Below are 21,115 nucleotides of genomic sequence, written 5' to 3' on the forward strand. Positions count from 1 at the left end.
ATTATTTTATCGGATTAATGCTAAAAAATTAGTAATTTTACACGTAAAAAACTCATATTACATGGATAAGCTGTTCCTTTTTGACGCCTACGCGCTGATATACCGCTCGTATTACGCATTTATAAAGAACCCCCGTATCAACTCTAAAGGGCTCAACACGTCGGCCGTGATGGGCTTCTGCAACACGCTGCACGAAGTGCTCACGAAAGAAAAACCCACGTATCTGGGAGTGGCCTTCGACCCCCACGGCCCTACCTTCCGCACCGAGGCCTACGCCGAATATAAGGCGCAGAGAGAGGAGACGCCCGAGGACATACGCCGCGCTGTGCCCATCATTAAAAGCCTGCTCAAGGCCATGCGCATACCGGTGCTCGAAGCCGACGGATACGAGGCCGACGACGTGATAGGCACGCTGGCGCTCAAGGCCGGGGCTGAAGGCGTGATGACATATATGCTTACGCCCGACAAGGACTACGGACAGCTGGTAAGAGAGAACGTCATGATGTACCGCCCGCGCCACGGCGGAGGCTACGAAACGCTCGACGCCGAGAAGGTGTGCGCCAAGTATGGCATTGCAAACACAAGTCAGGTGATCGACCTCCTTGGACTGATGGGCGACTCGGCCGACAACATTCCGGGATGTCCGGGCGTCGGTGAGAAGACTGCCGTGAAACTTATCAACGAGTTTGGCAGCGTGGAGCAGCTGCTCGAGCAGACCGACAAGCTGAAGGGTGCACTGAAGAAAAAAGTTGAAGAGAATGCCGAGCAGATAAAATTCTCGAAATTCCTCGCGACGATAAAAACCGACGTGCCGGTTGAGCTCAACCTCGACGAACTGAAGGTGAGCGAGCCCGACGCCGACGAACTGCGCAAAATCTTCACCGAACTGGAGTTTAAGACGCTCGCAGACAAGTTTCTTAACAAAGCTGAAAATAATAAAAAAAGCGTTCAAATTCAACTCGATTTATTCGCAGAAAATCCGACCGACGGCCAAGTTTTTTCAAAAAACGCTAGTCTGAGAGCGTTAAACGAACTGCCTCACACATACAAACTCATTGATAATGAGGAAGAAATGAAGAAAATCTGTGATTTTTTCATGACAAAAAAAATTCTCAGTCTAGACACAGAAACCACTTCAACGAGCGCAATCGATGCCGAATTGGTCGGTTTGAGCTTCTCTGTGAAGGAATTTGAGGCCTTCTACGTGCCCGTTCCTGCCAATCGTGAAGAAGCGCAAAAGATAGTTAACATATTTAAACCGCTATACGAAAACCCCGAAATCGTCAAAGTAGGACAAAACATCAAGTACGACATGGAGGTGCTGGCAAGCTACGGCGTGTGCGTGGCAGGTCAACTGTTCGACACGATGATAGCCCACTACCTCATCCAACCCGAGCTTCGCCACAACATGGACTACATGGCAGAGACGTGTCTCGGATATCAGACCATACACATAGAGGAGCTTATCGGACCGAAGGGCAAAAAGCAGAAGTCGATGAGAGACCTGCCGCCCGAGCAGATTGTCGACTATGCTGCCGAGGACGCCGACGTCACGCTGCGACTGAAAAACTATCTTGAACCGAAACTCGAGGAGGTGGGCATAACCCAACTCTTCTACGAAATAGAGATGCCGCTGGTGCGAGTGCTCGCCGAGATGGAGCTAAACGGAGTGAGGATAGACACGGCGGCGCTGGCCGAAACGTCGGAGATTCTGACCAAGAGGCTCAGCGACATAGAGAAGCGCATATACGAGCTGGCGGGCGAAGAGTTTAACATAGCATCGCCCAAGCAGGTTGGCGAAATATTGTTCGGAAAGCTGAAGATTGTGGAGAAGCCAAAGAAGACAAAGACGGGACAATATGTTACATCGGAGGAGGTGCTGCAACAGCTCAGCGGAAAGCACGAGATTGTGGGTAAGATACTGGAACACAGAGGATTAAAGAAGCTGTTAGGCACATACGTCGACGCGCTGCCGAAGCTGATAAACCCGCGGACCGGACACATACACACATCGTTCAACCAGACCGCCACTGCCACCGGCCGACTCTCTTCGTCTGACCCTAACCTGCAGAACATACCCGTGCGCGGCGAGGACGGCAAGGAGATACGCAAGGCGTTCATACCCGAGGAGGGCTGCCTGTTCTTCTCGGCCGACTACAGTCAGATTGAGCTGCGCGTGATGGCTCATCTGAGCGGCGACGAGAACATGATAGAGGCCTTCCGTTCTGGCCACGACATACACGCCGCAACGGCCGCAAAGATATACAAAGAGGATATTGCCGACGTAACGCGCGACCAGCGCACCAAGGCCAAGCGCGCCAACTTCGGCATAATATACGGCATCACGGTGTTCGGTCTGGCAGAGCGTCTGGACATCAGCCGGCAGGAGGCATCGCAGCTGATAGACGGCTACTTCATCACCTTCCCGAAGGTGCACGAATACATGGAGAAGGCCAAGCAGACGGCGCGCGAACAGGGCTACGTAGAGACATTCTTCCGTCGCCGCCGCTATCTGCCCGACATCAATTCGCACAACGGCACGGTGCGCGGCTTTGCCGAGCGCAACGCCATCAACGCCCCTATACAAGGCTCTGCAGCCGACATAATTAAGGTGGCCATGGTGCGCATCTACAAGCGCTTCAAGGACGAAAATCTGCGCTCCAAGATGATTCTTCAGGTGCACGACGAACTCAACTTCAGCGTTGTGCCTGAGGAGAAAGAGACCGTTGAACGCATAGTTTTGGAAGAGATGCAGGGCGCATACAAGCTCAACGTACCATTAGTTGCCGACTGCGGCTGGGGCTCCAACTGGCTTGAAGCACACTAAATTTAAGTGAAAATGACATTACGAAATATTCAGGTATGCCAATAAACAAGACAAGTGCAACGGTCAATTCCGACTGTTGCACTTTTAAATTATATCAGAAAGACATCAAAACTTGCCCTAAGACCAAAACCTGACGACAACCTGAAACGCAATGGGCTGAACCGCTCAACATATTGTCAATCAGAATATTATACAGCAACATTATGCAGACATAAACAGACATGACAAAACTATATCAAAAGCACATAAGCGTGCAACAAGAAAAAAGCAGAGAAAATTAGCTAAAACTAAACACCTCAACACTTAATTATTCGCCAAAAAACACTATATTTGCCATACAATAATACCTAATTTCATCTAACCTATGGCATACCAATTTAAGATTAAACTGCTGAACGTGAAGAAACCGCCTGTATGGCGAAGAGTCATCATACCAGAGAACTGCACTTTTGAAGAATTTCACCACACAATACAGATAAGCTTCGGATGGAACAACGAACATCTGCACAAATTCAGCGATAAGCCCTACGGAGGCTGCTTTGAGATAAGCTCAAGATGCTACGATGACGACATGTTAAGCAACGTAGACAGCAATATGTACAGAAAAAGCCTTGATGAGCAGGAAACTAAGCTTTGCGACGTGTTCGGCACAGACCGCCAAAAACTGCTGTATGTCTACGACTTCGGCGACGACTGGGTGCATGAGATAGTGCTCGAGGACATTCTGACCGTGATTTATCCTCACCCTGTATGCACCGCCGGAAAGGGCTGCTGCCCGCCCGAAAACTGCGGCGGACCTATGGGCTATGAGATGCTGAAAGAAACGCTCGAGAAGAAGCCTAATAGCGCGGAAGCGCGCCGCATAAGGGCTGAACTGGGGCTGAAAAAGGGTGAGCGCATTGAAGACTACAAACTTGATCTTGACGTAATTAACATAGAACTTAAAAATCTGAAATTTATAATGGAAGAAGAAATTGACGACGAGAGCCTCGACCTCTTTGAGCCGTTCTACGACGACGAATGGGCCGAGCAGATGCACTGTGCCGTAACAGTGTGCGACACAGAGGGAAAAATACTGTATATGAACGAGAAATCGCGCGCCACGTTTGCCAGCCACGGCGACCTGATTGGGCACAACATGTTCGAATGTCACAGCCCGCAGTCGCAGGCCAAGATACGCGAACTGATGGCCACAGACGGCACTAACTCGTACACGATACAGAAGAACGGAGTGAAGAAAATGATATATCAGACAACGTGGAAACGCGACGGCAAAGTGGCCGGCCTGGTAGAGATTTCGATGGTGATACCGGAGGAGATGCCGCACTATGTAAGGAGTTAAAGGAGTTAGAGTAGTTAAAGTAGTTAAAGCCAAATGCCTTTCTTCGTAGGAGTTAAAGGAATTAAAGCCAAATGCACTAAAAGGAAAGCGCCGATTAAAAATATCAAATAAATTGAATAGAAAATAAGATATACAACAAAGATTTATCTTAGTTCTTATGATTATGCAAGAAGCATTGTCATAAACAAAAATTAGAGGAGCTAACGTAGCTAAAAGTCTTTAAATAAAGCCTTGACGACATCGTAAACAGCCGCAAGACATTTGACTTTAACTACTTTAACTCCTCTAACTTCTTTAACTACTTTTTATTAGAACAGCTTTGTCTTTCCGGCCAGAGTGTCGTGGTTGTTCTTCAGGTCAGTCCAGTCAACCTTAACCTTGGTGCTGATGCCGTTGATATACTTCTCGATGTTGGTATATCCGTCGCCTGTGCAGTCGCCGTTGGCGTCGCTCGGGTCGTTGGGGTTAAGACCGTTGGCAATCTCCCACTCGTCGGGCATACCGTCGCCGTCGGTGTCAACGCGGGGCTCACCCTTATATTCGGGATATCCGCCCATCTGAGCCGGGTCTGTAATGATGCCGTACTTGTAAGAGTCTTTGTCCAGACGGCGATACTTGAAGAAGCCGTCCTCGTTCTTCGACTTGTCGCTCAGTCCCCACATGTCGCCATAAGGATTCTCCTTCGGCAGTTTCTTCACATAGTAAGCCTTGCCTGTGCGAACCTCCTCGATGATGCGCTGGTCAACGATGTCGCGTATAGGCAGCGTTGCACCTACGTTCTCGAGCACGTAGTCGAATGTCTTTTCAGACGGAATGATGGTCATGTGAGCCATAGGGAACGGCTCGTTAGACTTCATCAGGGCCAGTACGTCCTCAGGCACGCCGCCCTCGCCCTTCAGGTCCTTGTCGGCAATCTGTATACCGCCGTCCCAGTTGTCTTTTGTAACAGCCTCGTTGCCTTCCATGATGTTGCCGATGGCATACACGCGGCCAAACTGCTGATACGGGAAGAGGTTCTTGCTGCGGCTCTCTGCCTTGACGATACGGTAGCCTATAGGCGAATCTTTCGGAGTGAGAGGTCCGGGCTTATAGTAGTTGTTGATGAAGTTGCTCATTGTAGAGAACTCGCCTCCGTCGGCAGTACGGTGAACCCAGTTGTAGACGATGTTGTTCACGAAGTTGAACACACCGCCCCATCCTATTGACGGGTTACGGCCCGTGTTATCGGCCCAGAGGTTACGCATGAATGTGGTGTTCTCGCCGCCGATGGTAGAGCCGAAGGCGTGGTTGTATGTGTCGAGCGCCTTAGCCGAGATAGTGTTCTGTATTGTAACGTTCACTGTAGGTTCCTTGCGCGAAGGCTTGCCGTCGCCCATGTCGAACATGTGACGGTAGAAAGAGATGTTCTCGTCAAGTCCCCACTCGCAAGAGCAGTGGTCTATCATGATGTTTCCTACGGGGTTGCCGCCGAAAGAGTCTTCACGGTTCCACACGTGTGTGTTGCCGCGGCGGAAGCGCATATGGCGCACGATAACGTCGTGAGTGTTCACCTGGAACGACTCGCCTGCAATGCACACACCGTCGCCGGGAGCTGTCTGTCCTGCTATGGTAACGTAAGGAGCGCGCAGAATGATAGGAGTCTTCAGGTTGATGATACCGCACACGTTGAACACGATGATGCGCGCACCGCCCTGCTCGCAAGCCCAGCGGAATGAGCCGGGACCGTCATCGTTGAGGTTGGTTACGACGAGCACCTTGCCGCCGCGTCCGCCGGCAGTGTACATACCGCCACCCTCAGCACCGGGGAATGCAGGTATCTTGGCCTGCTTCAGGTCGTAAGGACGCCATGCCCATGGCACATAGGGGCGACCTTCCATGGCCTCTTTCTTTACGATGGGGAACGCTACCTGCCAAGCAGAGTCTGAATGAGCCTCCCACTCGGCACGCTGAGCCTCAAACTTAGCCTTTGCTTCGGGCGTAATCTGAGGATACTGAGCCATAGCCTGCTGTGCGCACAGTCCTGTCACAGCGGCCATAATTGCCAATGATTTTTTCATATATAACGTGTTTAAACCTAATTAAATTTTCAAGTATTTCCGATATTAGACGGAGAATAAGTGTAAAAGTAACATACAATTAACATACTTTATTTTTTAAAGTTAAAGAATTTAAATCAAAAAGAGTAAAAACAAGATAACGTATATCGAGAAATTAAAGGAGTTAAAGCCAACAAATTGACCGGAAACAACAAGAGTATTGTTCTGTCGGATATGTTATCCGACAGCATAGAATATAAGAACCGAAGGTCAGCGCAGCTAATTTGTGATCCGAAAAGCATTCCGATTTTTTCCATAATCAGCCTACACCGAGATCCGAAATACATTCATATTTTTTTCTACAAATTAATCTACATCATGCTATCGTTGAATAGAAAAAGGAAGACAGCGGATTGAAAATCCTGATATTTATTTCCGGCGGAGCGCAGATCCGCCGGCACATTTGCATTGTAGATTTATATCGTTGGTTGCTATAGGTGTAGACATTGGATGGCTGAGAATTTAAATCAAAAAGAGTAAAAACAAGATGACATATATCGAGTAGCTAAAGGAGTTAAAGCCAACAAGGTGACCGGAAACAACAAGGCTATTGTTCTGTCGGATATGCTATCCGACAGCATAAAATATCAGGATCTGTGATCCGAAAAGCATTCCGATTTTTTTCCATAATCAGCCTGCACCGAGATCCGAAAAACATTCAGATTTGTTTTCTACACATCAATCTGCATCATGCTATCGTTGAATAATAAAAAGGAAGACAGCGGATTGAAAATCCTGATACTTATTTCCGGCGGAGCGCAGATCCGCCGGCACATTTGCATTGTAGATTTATATCGTTAGTTGAATGAGAACAACAAGACTAATGTTTTATCTTTGCTACTCAACACATTCCTTCTTAATTCAAACTATTAACCTGCTGTTTGCCGATAAAAAACGGGCCACTTTCGATGCAAAAGTGGGCCGTTTACGACTCGAAAACGATAGGTTAACAGTCTGAAAGCAGCAGACATGGTTTTGCTTACGGTTTATGTCGCACGACGGCATACCGAGACTGCACGTTAAGCAAAGCAGGGCGTTTTGCTTACAGATTTTTGACATTAATCCGTCCCGCAGCTTTTCCATGCCGGCATCAACCGGCAAAAAGCGCACGCGTAACAGCTGGCGCTGCCAATTAAAACATCAGCGCGACAATATGAATTTTATCACCCACATCATGCATGATTCAGGCTAAGAACATGATTTTAGACATAAAAACAGACATAAATCAAGGAAAATAAGGGGTTGTCAGGGATTTGTCCGGGTAAAAAAGTTTGGCGGCGATGCATGATTAAGATAAATTTGCGATGTGAACCACATCTGTTTCTTAACAAAACCGAAGTGAAAACACAATAAAGCGTGCCTTTACAAAACTTACCATAATCCGGATATGGGATAAGCATTATTAAACTAACTCAACATGAACCTTAAAAAACAACGATTATGAAAAAATTACTATTACTTGTAGTGACACTGCTGAGTGCGAGTTTCATGTCTGCCCAGACAATGAAGGAAATTCCTGTACAAAAGAGATTTCATACAATGAGCGAAAACGGTAAGTATATGATTACAAACGACCAAGCTTATGTAGGAATATACAATACTGAAACAGATGAATTTGACGAATATTATGATGGTATGAAAACCAACTACCAAATTGGAATGGGCAATATAGTCACAAACGATGGCTTCCTGGTAGGAGCAGTAGACGGAATGCCATCAATATTAGACATAGAAAACAAGAAATGGATACCGCTGGGACTGAAGGAAGGCGACCTGCAATATTCTATGGCAAACGGCATAACGCCTTCACGCAAATATATAGTAGGAATAGTTGGTTTGAAAGGAATACCTTACGGAAAACTTAAATACAAGCCTGTGTTATGGACCCTCAATGACGACGGCACCTATGGCGAATATGAAGAGCTGCCCTACCCCGAAAAAGACTTCTCAGGGGTTACGCCGATGTATATCCTCGCAAACTGCATATCTGAAGACGGCACCGTGATAGCCGGACAGCTGATGCGCCAGGACAACGAGTGCCTGCCTATCATATATCACAAATCTCAAGACGGAACATGGACCTACGAGGTGTACGACGAGGGCCTGTGCGAGCCCGGACTCGAGTTCCCCGAGTTTCCTGTAGAGCCCATTGCCCCCGACCTCTATGAGTTTATGACAGAAGAAGAGATTGCGGCATATAAAGAAGACTCAACGGCATACGCCGACTCGCTGCGCCAGTATAACAACCATGAAATAGACAAGAAGCCTGAATATAAGCCCGAAAAGAGCTATTATGCATCTGACGAGGAGAACAATCTGTTCAAAGAGGCGTGGGACAAATATCTTGAAGACAACAATGCCTTCTCCGACCAGCTTAAAGTGTTCAGGACTTTCTATTATGAACACGTTACGCCTAATTTCTATGCCCAAAACTCTGTAAATCTCTCAGCCAACGGAAAATATTATTCAACGACATGCAGCAAAAACTACAAATCGGGCGATGCCGCCCTGTTCACCGTTGACAACGGATTCGAGCTACACGACTTTGAAGACGGCAACTGGGCTTACACTGTAACCAACGACGGCGATCTCTTCGTGTCAGACAAGAACAGTCCGTTTGTCTATCCAGCAGGCAGCTCTGAATGCATCAGCCTGGCAGACTGGCTCAAATCTAAAGGCGAGAACGAAGCTGCCGAATGGCTGGGCACCGTTGACACACGAATAGCAATATGCAACAGCAACGGACGCGTTATATCAGGATTTTCAGGTATGGGAAGCTACCGCAGCTGGATTATCAAGCTCGACGAGACGCCTACAGGCATAACAGACATTGAGCAAAGCGGCAACAGCCACGTTAAGGCATACGACCTGCAGGGACGCATCGTGGCAGAAGGCGAATACAACGAGGTAAGAAACAATCTGAAAAGGGGTATATATATTATCAACGGCCGAAAGGTTGTAGTAAAATGAGAGTAGAAGAGCATGCACCGCGGCAAAATCATAGCTGCGGTGCATGTCTGTAAACATCTGATTATCAGGGGATAAACATTATTTAACACCATTGTCCACCTTTTTATCCCCTATTTTATGCACCATAAATCAATAAAGAATGCTATCTTTGGAAGTCTGAAACGGCAAATTATCAAAATCATTAACCATAATCATCACGTTATGAGAAAAACATTTTTTACACTGATTGCACTGCTGCTGTCGCTCACGACAGTCAACGCACAGATGCTCACACCAGACGGAAGCATCACAGTAACAAGACAACACACAGCCGTAATTAACAAGCACATGGCTCCGGCAATGGGTCCCAACCGCATAGCGATGGACGCAGACGAGAGAATAATGGGCTTCTACGACTCTGACGCAATAGGCGAAAACCCTCTGGGACTGAACACCAGCGGCCAGTTTAAGGCCGGTGTAGAGTTCACCAAGGCACAGATAGGCCACTTCGTAGGCGGACAGATAACCAAAGTGCGCTTCGCCCTCGGCGAACTCATCGGAGCATCTAAAGTAAGCGTCTACAAGGTTGCGCTCGAAAGCGGTGAACTGACACTCATGTCGGAAGAGGCCGTAGCCAACACACAGAAGGGATGGAACGACGTTACGCTCGCAACACCCGTAACCATAGAAGACGGCGTTGACTATCTCATCTGCTACGACTTCACATCAGTTCCTGGAAAATATCCTCTGGCAACCGACCTGGGCGCAAACCCCACCGGCGGCGTTGACGGCGGATGCCTCATGTACGGAAACCTGGGACAGAGCGGCACAGGATGGTACAACTTCGGCACACAGTACGGCAACTTCTGCATACAGGCCGTTGTTAAAGGCGGCAGCTTCCCCGACGAAGACATCACCATAAGCTCATTCACATCAGCTAAATTCGTACAGGCAGGACAGAACATAGCCTACAGCTACACAATAAAGAACAACGGAAACAACATCCCGTCTGCATACACCATCGACGTGATGCTTGACAACAACGTGATAGCTACAGCCGAAACACCCATTGCGCTGACCAACAGCCCGCAGACCGTGAACGGCAACGCCACCATACCTGCAGACGCTGCATCAGGCAAGCACACACTGGCCGTTAAGGTGACAAAGATAAACGGACAAGCTCCTACAGAGTACACCGAGGACGACATTGCCGGCATGGACGTCAGCGTATATGCCGAAAGCATGCTGAGACAGAAGAACCTCGTTGAGGAGTTCACTTCAACAAAATGCCCGAACTGTCCGCTGGCATGGCCTGTGCTCGAAGCTCTGACAGAACTGCGCAACGATATCGTAATAATGGCTCACCACGACAACATACCTACTTCTGGCGACCCGATGGTGTGCGACGAATCACTGGCATTATCAAATACATACAATCAAACCGGTGATCCATGTGCAATGTTCAACAGATATTATGAGACAAACACCGAGCTGAACAGCGCCCAGACAATCACACTCGGAATCGGATACTACCCACAATATGTAAATCAGGCTGCCGAGATGCTTAATCAGGTAATAGAAAACTCTAACACTATGCCTTCATTTGCAAGCATCAACATAAAGAGCGAATACAACGAAAGCACAAGAGAGCTTAACGTTGAGGTTTACGGCAACGGCGCAAATGGCTTTAACGAAATTATGGGTGAAGACGCAGTGTTGTCAGTGTTCCTTACTGAAGACGGCATACAGTCTGCACAGTCAGGAGGAGACAGAGACGCCATACACAACCACGTTACACGCAAGGCACTAAGCGACGCCTTCGGAGGCGCCATCAACTGGAACGGCAACACATACAGCAACAAGTATACTATCACTCTCGACAGCTCATGGAAGCCCGAGAACATGCACGTAGTGGCATTCATCAACAGACCTGTTGGCAATGAAACAAGCATAGACGACGTGTATGTAAACAACGCCGAGACATGTAAGCTTGGCGAAAGCATCACAGCCGGCATCGAAGCCCCGATAACAGACAAGGGCACTGGCGTAGAGGTTGAGCGCTACACAGTAGACGGCCGCAAGATAAGCAAGCCTGTGAAGGGCCTGAACATCGTAAAGATGTCTGACGGCAGAACAATAAAAGTTATCGTGAAGTAATTTTCTTCAAAAGCACATCAGGCAGCTGACGGGACAAAAGCCTCAGGCAGCTGCCGCCATAACAAAGCAAAGCCCCCTATGCGCACAACGCGGCGCATAGGGGCTTTGTCATATAATAGCGTCAGCAGAGCCGTCAGGCTGCATAAGGCAGGCATCAGATCATGAGTCTTGCCACAGCACGCAGACTGCCTTCAGCAGCTACAGGAGGCGCCCATAACACGCCATATATCAGGAAAAGAACGGCACGACACCGGCAAAGCCAAAATATCGCGCCTTAAACAAGGCAGAAAATACATTTCAGGACAAGAGAGCGGCAAAGATACTCAAAAATTATAAAAACACATATTTTTCTGCTAAAAAGCCACATTTAGGCATAAAAACAGCCTAAAATAAGGGAATTTCGAAGGTTGTCAGGGTTTTGTCAGGGTAGAAAAACTTGACTTTAAGATATGATTTTAATAATTTTGCGATGTAAATCATGATTGCGCAAGCAAAAAACATGAAGATACATAAAAGAAATTGCATAAAGTTCCCATAATCCGGATATGGGTACATATAGCAGAAAAAAATCCTACACAACCTTAAAAAAGAACGATTATGAAAAAGTTATTATTACTTGTAGTGACGTTGCTGAGCACAAGTTTAATGTCAGCACAGACGATGAAGGAACTCCCCGGACTGCGTTTCCACGCCATGAGCGAAAACGGAAAATGGATGTTAACCGTTGAACAGGGATGGATAGGAATACTTAACACTGAGACTGACGACTTTCAGCAATATGGCGGAGGCGACATAGGATATGACCTCGGCATGGGCAACATGGTTACTAACGACGGATTCCTTGTAGGCTGTATAGATGGCAAACCTGCGATACTGAATATAGAAAAACAGGAATGGCAGGAGCTCCCCGTAAGAAAAGGAGACACATTTTATTCAGCAGCAAACGCCATAACTAACTCGCGCAAATACATAGCAGGATATATAGGCACAGACAAAGGATTCGGAAATACAAAAATAAAGCCAGTAATATGGACAATGAACAGCGACGGAACTTATGGAGAATATGAAGACCTGCCTTATCCGGAAAAAGACTTCACTGGCGTTGCTCCTAATTATATACTCCCAAACTGTATATCAGAAGACGGTACGGTGATAGCAGCTCAGCTCATGAGACAAGACAACGAATGTCTGCCGATGGTATACAGAAAAGCAGAAGACGGCACATGGACTTATGAGGTTTATGACAAAGGACTATGCGAAGAAGGGTTGGAATTTCCTGAGTTCCCGACAGAAGAACCTGTAGAGCCAAGTTATTACGACTATATGACACCAGAACAAATAGATGCGTACAGGCAAGACTCTACCGAATATGAAGACTCTTGCTGGGCATACAACATTGGTGAGTCTACCGAATGGCCAGTATATTATCCCGACCCGAAAAATTATATGACAGAAGAAAATCTGAATCTCTATAATGAGACATGGGAAGAGTATGTGGCAATAAGTGACGAATACTCAAAACAACTAATGAACTTCAGAAACTTCTATTATGAGCATGTAACACCTAACTTCTACGCACAAAATGGTGTGTGGCTGTCTACTAATGGAAAATATTATGCTACAACGTGTGAAAAGAATTATGCTGTAGGCGATGCAGCATTATTCACCATAGACGAAACACTCAAACCGCACGACTATCAAGACGGACTCTACGGCTACTGCGTAACCGACGACGGTGACTTCTTTGTGTCAAACCTCAGCACAGCTTATGTATATCCTGCAAACAGCACAGAAAAGGTAACTCTTATCGACTGGCTCAAGTCTAAAGGCGAAACAGAAGCAGCCGAGTGGCTGTCGGACAGAGAAACAGGAACAGCTATCTGCAGCGGTGACGGACGCGTGATATCAGGATTCTATGGAGCACCCGGAAACTACACCAGCTGGATTATCAAGCTCGACGAGACGCCTACAGGCATAACAGACATTGAGCAGGACGGCAACAGCCACGTTAAGGCATACGACCTGCAGGGACGCATCGTGGCTGAAGGCGAATACAACGAGGTAAGAAATAATCTGAAAAGAGGTATATATATTATCAACGGCCGCAAAATTGTGGTAAAATAAAAGTAACGTTTTTCTAAAAGCCGGCACATCCTGTCATGTGCCGGCAAATAATAAAACGATCTTGACATATAAAAAAGAGCTGCAATAAAGACAAAAAGAAAGGAGACGAAAAAAGAAAGAAAAAATAAAAAACAAGCATATTAACCTCTATATTAAACCCAAACCGTGCATAATGCAAGATTGGGATTAAACATAAAAAATATTTAGAAGATAAATCTAAATACATCACTCGCCTTATCAGACCTAAGTATTAACCCCTTAATAATTACGAACTATGAAAAAGCAAGTACTTTTCGCTGCAGTTGCAACATTATTAGCTTCTGCCCCGTCTTCTGCTCAGATTAAAATGCAGAAAGACAATTTTATTCCGTTAAGCATCTCTAACGACGGAACTGTTTGCGGAACCTATGGACAGGCTACACCATATTTCTTATGGTCGTCGCAGGACGGAAACATGACAGATATAGGCGGATCGTCAAACGGTCCGGGGTCGGCAGGCAACGGAGTGATATCAGCCGACGGCAAATATATTTCGGGTGTTGCACATACGATACTAAAGCCAGATACCGAGCTGAAACGCAAGTCTTATATAGAGAAATACACATTCAATGATATCGTTAACGTAAACAAAGGATACATAGCAGTAGGCAAGACCGAAGACAATAAGGGTATTGTCATCAGAAACACAGGATTCAATACAAGATGGAATCCTACTAATATGGATTCACCTATAAATACTGTATGTTTCCTTAACAACTATGTTGGAATAATTGCAGGTGACAATGCTTTTTATCAAGTTACCACTAGCTCTGGCTCATGGTGGACTGATGAATATGAGCATCCGGGCAAGGACGACGATGTAGACAAGTTTGTGGATGTAGACTTCAGCGGCGAATTCTACGGTGCTGCAGCAGCAGTTCTGGCTGACGGCAGCGGCGCGCTTTACTATTCGGAGAACGGTGCAGAGACATGGAGCGCAGCTACAGGCTGGGAAGGCCATCCCGCAGCTATATGCCATGCATCAGACAAGAAGTTCTACATGGTTACAGAAGAAGGACGCATATACACATCTGAAGGCGCAGGCGAATGGACACAGTGCGGCGACCTTGGCAAGGCGCTAAAGGCTGTAAGCTTCGCTGACACGGAGAAAGGAATAGTAGTAGGCGACAACATCATAGCCGTAACCACAGACGGCGGAACCACATGGACAGAAATTGAAGCCTATGCAAGCGGCACATGGCTCTCTGCCGTATGGAACGGCGACGATGTTTACGTGGCAGGCAAGGGCGAGGCCATAATATATTCAGCCGACAACGGCAAGACATGGGAGCAGATAAACACTGACCTGGCCGACACAGAAGGAACAGTAAACAGCATTGTATACAACGGAGCCGAGTTCTACACATGCGGAACTTCAAGCACATTCTATTTCCGTCAGTTTGAGTCTGCCGAGACCGAGATATGCCAGATGGCACGCTATGACAGAAGCGCTGACGAATGGACTCCTCTGGGCTACTTCGCAACCATGGGTACAAGTGCCAGCGGAGGCTACTGTGTGTCGGGCGACGGCAAGACCGTAGGCGGCAACTCTTATGCAATGCGCAACGGCGACTCATTCAATTCGAAAAGCGTGGCCGTGGCTGCAATATGGACCGAAGAAGACGGAAAACTGACTGAACTGCCCGGACTGTATCAGGAAAGAAACACTATAGCTCGCGTTGACGCACTGAACGCCGACGGCACAGTAGCTGCGGGATATCAGGACATTGACGGCATGTGGGTGTCATCTGTATGGAAGAAGGAAAACGGTGTATGGGGCGACGGCGTCATTCTGTTCAAGGACAATGAAGTAGGCCTTGCTGACTACAAGAACGTAATGCAGGAGTGCTCATGCGTTTCTCCCAACGGCAAATGGGTTGGAGGACTCGGATTATACATACCTACAGGACCGCTTGCCTATGCAGCAGACGGCACAGCCGACGAACACTTGATGAACGAGCCTTATATATGGAACGAGGAAACAGGCGTGATACAGTTAGGCATGCTCGAGAACGCACCTGCCAAGGATGGTTATTATGGTCTTGTAAACGGAGTGTCTGACGACGGCTCACTGGCCTTCGGTACATTCCAGACCACAATGCCCGGCATAGAGATATGGGGTGTGCCGTTCATTTGGACTAAGGAAGACGGCATGCGCGACCTCAACGACTGGATAGCAGAGAAATACAACGCCGATTTAGACGGATACAGGGTTTACACAATATCTGACGTGTCTGACAACGGACAATATCTGGTATGCTCAATCCGCAAGGGCAGCGAGTCAGGCGCTTGTGTCATCGACCTTAATGCTGAAGGCACAGGCATCAGCCTCGGCGAGACAGCAGCCGACAACAGCGTGAGGATATATCCTAACCCGGTATCAGACATGATACACATCGACCTCAACTCGGCAGAAAACGTGAAGATTAGCCTCTACGGACTGACGGGCAACGTGGTCAAGACAGCTGCAGAGAGCGGCACAACAGCCACAATGAACGTAACCGACGTGCCCGAGGGCATGTATATCCTCGTGGTGGATAACGGAAAGAACAAGACAGTAAGAAAAATGCACATCACTCGCTGATTAGTGTGCCGTGCTTAATCTGAATCACGTATGGGCACGGCATTATTGAATGGGGTGCCGGCATGACATAACTGTTGTGAAACATTAAGGCCGGCGCCCCGTCTTTTTATGACACGGCTTCATAGCATAAAAAATATTATCTTAACAGCCGTCACCGCCACAAAGATGCACAGCCTGCAGGCAGCTATCCCGGCAAGGCATTTACCCCTGAATGTTTAACCCCATACGCCACACCGGGAATATATTTGCCGGACACTTCTGCCATACCTACAGTCACACATAAAGACACCGGCAGCCGGCAGCATGCGCATCGGAGTGACGCGTGGCGGCTGTTGATATGATGATGCCGGGGTTGGGTAAAGAATAAGGATAAATATATATCAGGCGGCCTATTGCCCATATATATCATGACGCGCTGTCCTGCCCGTCGTCAATTATCGACTGCAGATATCCGCGTATCGACACGTCGCTGCCGAGGCTGATCTTCTTACGGAGCCTGTTGCGGCTCTTCTCTACCGACTCAACCTCGCGGAACGTTATCTGCGATATCTCCTTCGAGGTCAGTCCCATGTATATGTAGGCACACAGGCGGCAGTCGTTCTGCGTAAGGTTAGGGTGAGCCTCCTTGAGCTTGGCGTCGAAGAGTGGCGACACCTCGTTGAAGTATGTCTTGAAACCCTCGTTGAGCCTATTGGCGGTCTGCTGGCGCAGCTTAAGCGAAATGGCGTTGACGCGCTTGCGCGTGTCTTCCTCGGCTATGTCCTTGCTCAGCTCGGCCAGCTCCTCGCAGATGTTCTTGTGCAGATTGTCTATCGACGAAAGGTCTATCGAGAATGTCGTCAGCTCGCGGCTCTTCTTTCCTATTTCGCTCTCCATTCTCTTTTTCTCCCATTCGTGCTCTTTCTGCTCAAGCATCCTCAGCTTCTTTTCCTGCTCGAGTATTATAGCGCTCTGCCTCTGCTCGTTCTTGCGTTTCTTTATGCTGACAACCACGAGCACCGACAGCAGCACGGCCACGAGTATGGTGGCCACAACTATTATCATACTGTTGCGCAGCTTGATGTTGGCAAAATCATACTTCATCTTCAGCTCCATATTGTCGTTGCGCAGCTGTGCTATGTCATACCATGTCATCATCTGAAAGAGCTGCCTCTTCTGGTTGTCAAAGTTGAGCGAGTCGTTGAGTTTCATGCTCTCCTGCAGGCATCTCGACGCCCTTTCGTAATAGTTGAGCTTCATGTAGAGAGTGGCTATCTCCTTGAGATACTTGCCCTTTATAGCGTCCGACTGTTTCGGTATCACCTTCTCCTCGATATACCCAATCTCGCTGAGAGCCTTATGCTTCTGCCCCATGGCTATGTAAAGCTGCACGAAGTTGAGCCTTATCATCAGCTCTGACACCGTAAACTTTTCGCTCGGCAGCGTCTTCTCGGCCATCACAAGAGCACTCTCTGCCTCTTTATATTTGCCCATCTCGGTGAGCAGTCCGCCCTTGTTGATATAAACGCGCGACAGCACATCCCTGTTGCCGGCGGCACACTGTATCGCACTGTCGAGGCAGGCAATGGCCTTGGGCATGTCCTTCTGTCCGCAGTAGACCAGCGCCATGTTGTTATACAGTATGCTGCTTGCCCCTGCCAGGCTCTTCAGACTTATCAGCATTCTCAGCGCCTTGGCATAGTCATGCGTGTCATAGTAGAGCTGTGCCTGATTGGTGTATATCTGCGACAGCACCTTCCTGAAGCCGTGCTTGCGGGCTATGGCCGCTGCCCTGTCGAACATCTTGCGGCCTTCCTCATGAAATCCGAGCATAGTGTAGCCTATTCCGGCCGAGTTGGCATACTTTGCCATTATCAGGAAGTCGGTCTTCGTAGCGGCTGTCTTCTTCAGTTCGTTGAACACCATCCTGGCAAAGAGCACCTCAGACAGGAAGTCGCCCTTCTCGGTGAACATCTTGCACATGGGATAATAGCTTGCTGCCAGCTGCGCAGGCTTCAGCGAGTCGGCATTGCTGCGGTTAATCTTGTTGATCTCGTTCATATAAAATTTGCTGGATGGAGTATTCTGCACATACTCTTTCAGATATGCCGTCCACCGCTCCTTCAGCGCATTCTTTTCTGCCCTGCCTGCCACCGCAGGACACACACACGACAACAGCAATGCTGCCACGGCGGCGCGTAGAGCCACGCAACGCACACCGCGGCATGCCGCAGAGCAACATTCAATGACACAGGCTAAAAGGAAAGGCAGACATAAGGCAGGTCTGCCGTATTGGGTATACATCAAGCGCATAACAGATAAAATTAATTTCAGCGGCAAAACATCACTCAGAAATACCGCCCATGTCAGCATCACGCTGCATGACGGCAGGCCATGGCGTAAGACTTGTATGCATAGAGAGCCGCAATACTCAAAACATAATATCAGACAAGGCCGGTCTCAAAGGTACGAATTATTAATCAAAACTGGCCACTTTATCCGCTATTTTTGTCTTTTTGCCGTAAATTAAGCCCTATCCTGCCGCCTTAACAAGGCCTTAACGACGTATGACATTGCGCTGTACGGCGTATGCTTTCTCAGCCTGTGCGGCGGGCCATGACTGAGATAATGCAGACAGAACGGCGACGACATTAAGCCGGAGACAGACAGCCACGCAACAAATCATAACATTAATTATGCCGCCACAATGACAGTTATATCACTTTTTTGTTATAACTTTGCGCCCGGAATATAAACGTTTATAAGACATGTCATTAAAATGTGGTATAGTAGGACTGCCTAATGTGGGCAAGTCTACGATTTTCAACTGCCTGTCGAGCGCGAAGGCACAGGCAGCCAACTTTCCTTTTTGCACCATCGAACCTAACGTCGGCGTGATAACCGTGCCCGACGAACGCCTGACAAAGCTCGCCGAGATTGTTCATCCGGGACGCATCGTGCCCGCAACCTGCGAGATTGTGGACATTGCCGGACTCGTAAAGGGTGCCAGCAAGGGCGAAGGTCTGGGCAACAAGTTCCTCGGAAACATACGCGAAACCGACGCCATCATACACGTGCTGCGCTGCTTCGACGACGACAACATCACTCACGTTGACGGCAGCATAGACCCTATACGCGACAAGGAAATCATCGACACCGAGCTGCAGCTGAAGGACCTCGAGACCATAGAGGGACGCCTGAGCAGGCAGCAGAAGGTGGCAGCCGCCGGAAACAAGGAGGCAAAAATAGAAGTAGGGGTGCTCGAGGCATACAAGGAAGTGCTCGAACAGGGCAAGAACGCACGCGTGGTTGAGTTTGACAGCAAGGAAGAGCAGGACGCCGCACGCAACCTGTTCCTGCTGACGGCTAAGCCCGTGCTGTATGTGTGCAACGTCGACGAGGCATCTGCCAAGACCGGCAACGACTACAGCCGCCGCGTTGAGGAAGTGGCAAAGGCCGAAGGCGCCGAGGTGCTCGTGATAGCAGGCAAGACAGAGGAAGACATAGCAAGCCTTGAGACATACGAAGACAAGCAGATGTTCCTCGACGAGCTGGGCCTTGAAGAGAGCGGCGTAAACCGTCTGATAAAGAAAGCCTATGCCCTGCTTAACCTCGAGACATTCATCACCGCAGGCGAGATGGAGGTTAAGGCATGGACATATCACAAGGGCTGGAAGGCTCCTCAGTGTGCCGGTGTAATCCACACCGACTTCGAGAAGGGCTTTATCCGCGCCGAGGTGATAAAGTATGACGACTACATCAAATACGGCTCTGAGGCTGCAGTGCGCGAAGCCGGCAAACTGGGCATCGAGGGCAAAGACTATGTTGTGCAGGACGGCGACATCATGCACTTCAGGTTTAATGTATAAATTTTAAGAGCAAAAGAGGCTTGAAAGAGTAGTTAAAGGAGTCAAAGCAGTTACCGCTCCCTATGGTCGCTCAGGAGTTAAAGTCAAATGCCTTTAAACCTGCGTACCATAAAAACGTTAACTGCACAGGCTCTGCTCAACAGGCAAGGCTAATGACTTTAACTACCAGCAGGCCCAAGCCTGCGATAACTCCTTTAACTACTCTAACTACATAAATATTACCTATCATGATTTCCGAATTACTATACATCCTGTGGAACCCCAACCTGGTGGCATTTCATCTCGGGCCGATGTCCATACGCTGGTATTCGCTGTGCTGGCTCCTGGGCCTTGCGTCGGCATATTTCATCGTGAAGAGGCTCTACAAGGAGCAGAAGATAAAGCCGGAGCTGTTCGATCCGCTGTTCATCTACTGCTTCGTGGGCATACTGATAGGCGCCCGTCTGGGCCACTGCCTGTTCTATGAGCCCGACTATTTTCTGTCGAGCGGCAAGCATATAGTGGAGATGATACTGCCAATACACTTCATGGCCGACGGCTCGTGGAAGTTCACCGGATATGAAGGACTGGCAAGCCACGGCGGAACCATCGGACTTATCATCGCCCTATGGCTTTACGTCCGCCGCACAAAGGTCAACATCTGGCGAGTGCTCGACAACGTGGCGATAGCAACGCCCGTAACGGCATGCTTTATCCGACTGGGCAACCTCATGAACTCTGAAATCATAGGCAAGGCAACCGACGTGCCCTGGGCGTTCATCTTCGAGCGCGTCGACATGACTCCGCGCCATCCGGGACAGCTCTACGAGGCCATAGCCTACGCCATATTCTTCGTCATAGGCTGGTATCTATACCGCAAGAAGCCGCAGCGCGTTGGTACAGGATTCTTCTTCGGACTCTGTATAACGCTCATCTTCACGGCACGATTCTTCATCGAGTTCACAAAGGACATACAGGAAGAGTTTGAGGCATCAATGCTGCTCAACATGGGACAGCTGCTCAGCATACCGTTCGTTATAGTCGGCTTACTTTGCATATTCAACCGAAAGTTAATGGAACGACTCGGAACTGAAAAACAAATAAGCAAAGACAAGAAGAGCGAATAAGGGTGAATAAGCCAATAAAGAATAAGCATTGACATTATTACCT

Annotated in this window: 10 protein-coding genes and 1 pseudogene; 9 read left to right on the forward strand and 2 right to left on the reverse strand. The window is 48.3% G+C overall.

The genetic code is table 11. From position 1 onward, the window contains the following. The first annotated feature begins 61 nt into the window (after nt 1-61). The 3 genes and pseudogenes from polA to ACZMIG_RS03590 all read left to right on the forward strand — a co-directional run bounded on the left by polA (nt 62) and on the right by ACZMIG_RS03590 (nt 4,169). Nucleotides 62-2,827 carry a DNA polymerase I gene (gene polA / locus ACZMIG_RS03580; protein WP_418874228.1) on the forward strand — a complete coding sequence of 922 codons (2,766 nt, stop codon included), beginning with the start codon at nt 62-64 and terminating at the stop codon, nt 2,825-2,827. 364 nt (nt 2,828-3,191) lie between these two features. Continuing rightward, nucleotides 3,192-3,692 (forward strand): annotated as a pseudogene (locus ACZMIG_RS03585) (plasmid pRiA4b ORF-3 family protein); the annotation flags it as partial. Between the two features lie 96 nt (nt 3,693-3,788). After that, complete coding sequence (locus ACZMIG_RS03590; protein ID WP_053397859.1) at nt 3,789-4,169, forward strand: PAS domain-containing protein; 381 nt, start codon at nt 3,789-3,791, stop codon at nt 4,167-4,169. A 308-nt stretch (nt 4,170-4,477) separates the two neighbouring features. On the opposite strand, the gene ACZMIG_RS03595 is transcribed toward ACZMIG_RS03590, so the two are convergent. Next, complete coding sequence (locus tag ACZMIG_RS03595) at nt 4,478-6,226, reverse strand: polysaccharide lyase (RefSeq protein WP_125105641.1); 1,749 nt, start codon at nt 6,224-6,226, stop codon at nt 4,478-4,480. A 1,479-nt stretch (nt 6,227-7,705) separates the two neighbouring features. Here ACZMIG_RS03595 and ACZMIG_RS03600 point away from each other — a divergent pair. The 4 genes from ACZMIG_RS03600 to ACZMIG_RS03615 all read left to right on the forward strand — a co-directional run bounded on the left by ACZMIG_RS03600 (nt 7,706) and on the right by ACZMIG_RS03615 (nt 16,118). Further along, nucleotides 7,706-9,235, forward strand: coding sequence for a hypothetical protein (locus ACZMIG_RS03600; protein WP_487889056.1), 1,530 nt, complete (start codon nt 7,706-7,708; stop codon nt 9,233-9,235). A gap of 201 nt (nt 9,236-9,436) precedes the next feature. Beyond that, on the forward strand, nt 9,437-11,371 hold the full coding sequence (locus ACZMIG_RS03605) for an Omp28-related outer membrane protein (protein WP_487889057.1): 1,935 nt from the start codon (nt 9,437-9,439) through the stop codon (nt 11,369-11,371). 597 nt (nt 11,372-11,968) lie between these two features. After that, entirely contained in the window at nt 11,969-13,495 is a 1,527-nt protein-coding gene (locus ACZMIG_RS03610) for a hypothetical protein (RefSeq protein WP_302023673.1), read from the forward strand. 274 nt (nt 13,496-13,769) lie between these two features. Then, nucleotides 13,770-16,118, forward strand: coding sequence for a T9SS type A sorting domain-containing protein (locus ACZMIG_RS03615; protein ID WP_487889058.1), 2,349 nt, complete (start codon nt 13,770-13,772; stop codon nt 16,116-16,118). A 405-nt stretch (nt 16,119-16,523) separates the two neighbouring features. On the opposite strand, the gene ACZMIG_RS03620 is transcribed toward ACZMIG_RS03615, so the two are convergent. After that, nucleotides 16,524-18,287, reverse strand: a complete 1,764-nt coding sequence (locus ACZMIG_RS03620; protein WP_487889059.1) for a tetratricopeptide repeat protein — start codon at nt 18,285-18,287, stop codon at nt 16,524-16,526. A 578-nt stretch (nt 18,288-18,865) separates the two neighbouring features. On the opposite strand from ACZMIG_RS03620, the gene ychF reads away from it, so the two are divergent. Then, nucleotides 18,866-19,966 carry a redox-regulated ATPase YchF gene (gene ychF, locus ACZMIG_RS03625; protein ID WP_021962971.1) on the forward strand — a complete coding sequence of 367 codons (1,101 nt, stop codon included), beginning with the start codon at nt 18,866-18,868 and terminating at the stop codon, nt 19,964-19,966. A 227-nt stretch (nt 19,967-20,193) separates the two neighbouring features. Further along, a complete protein-coding gene (gene lgt, locus ACZMIG_RS03630; protein WP_487889060.1) occupies nt 20,194-21,072 on the forward strand; it encodes a prolipoprotein diacylglyceryl transferase in 879 nt (292 codons plus the stop codon). The last annotated feature ends 43 nt before the right edge of the window (nt 21,073-21,115 follow it).

This window comes from Xylanibacter sp., from assembly GCF_057607445.1.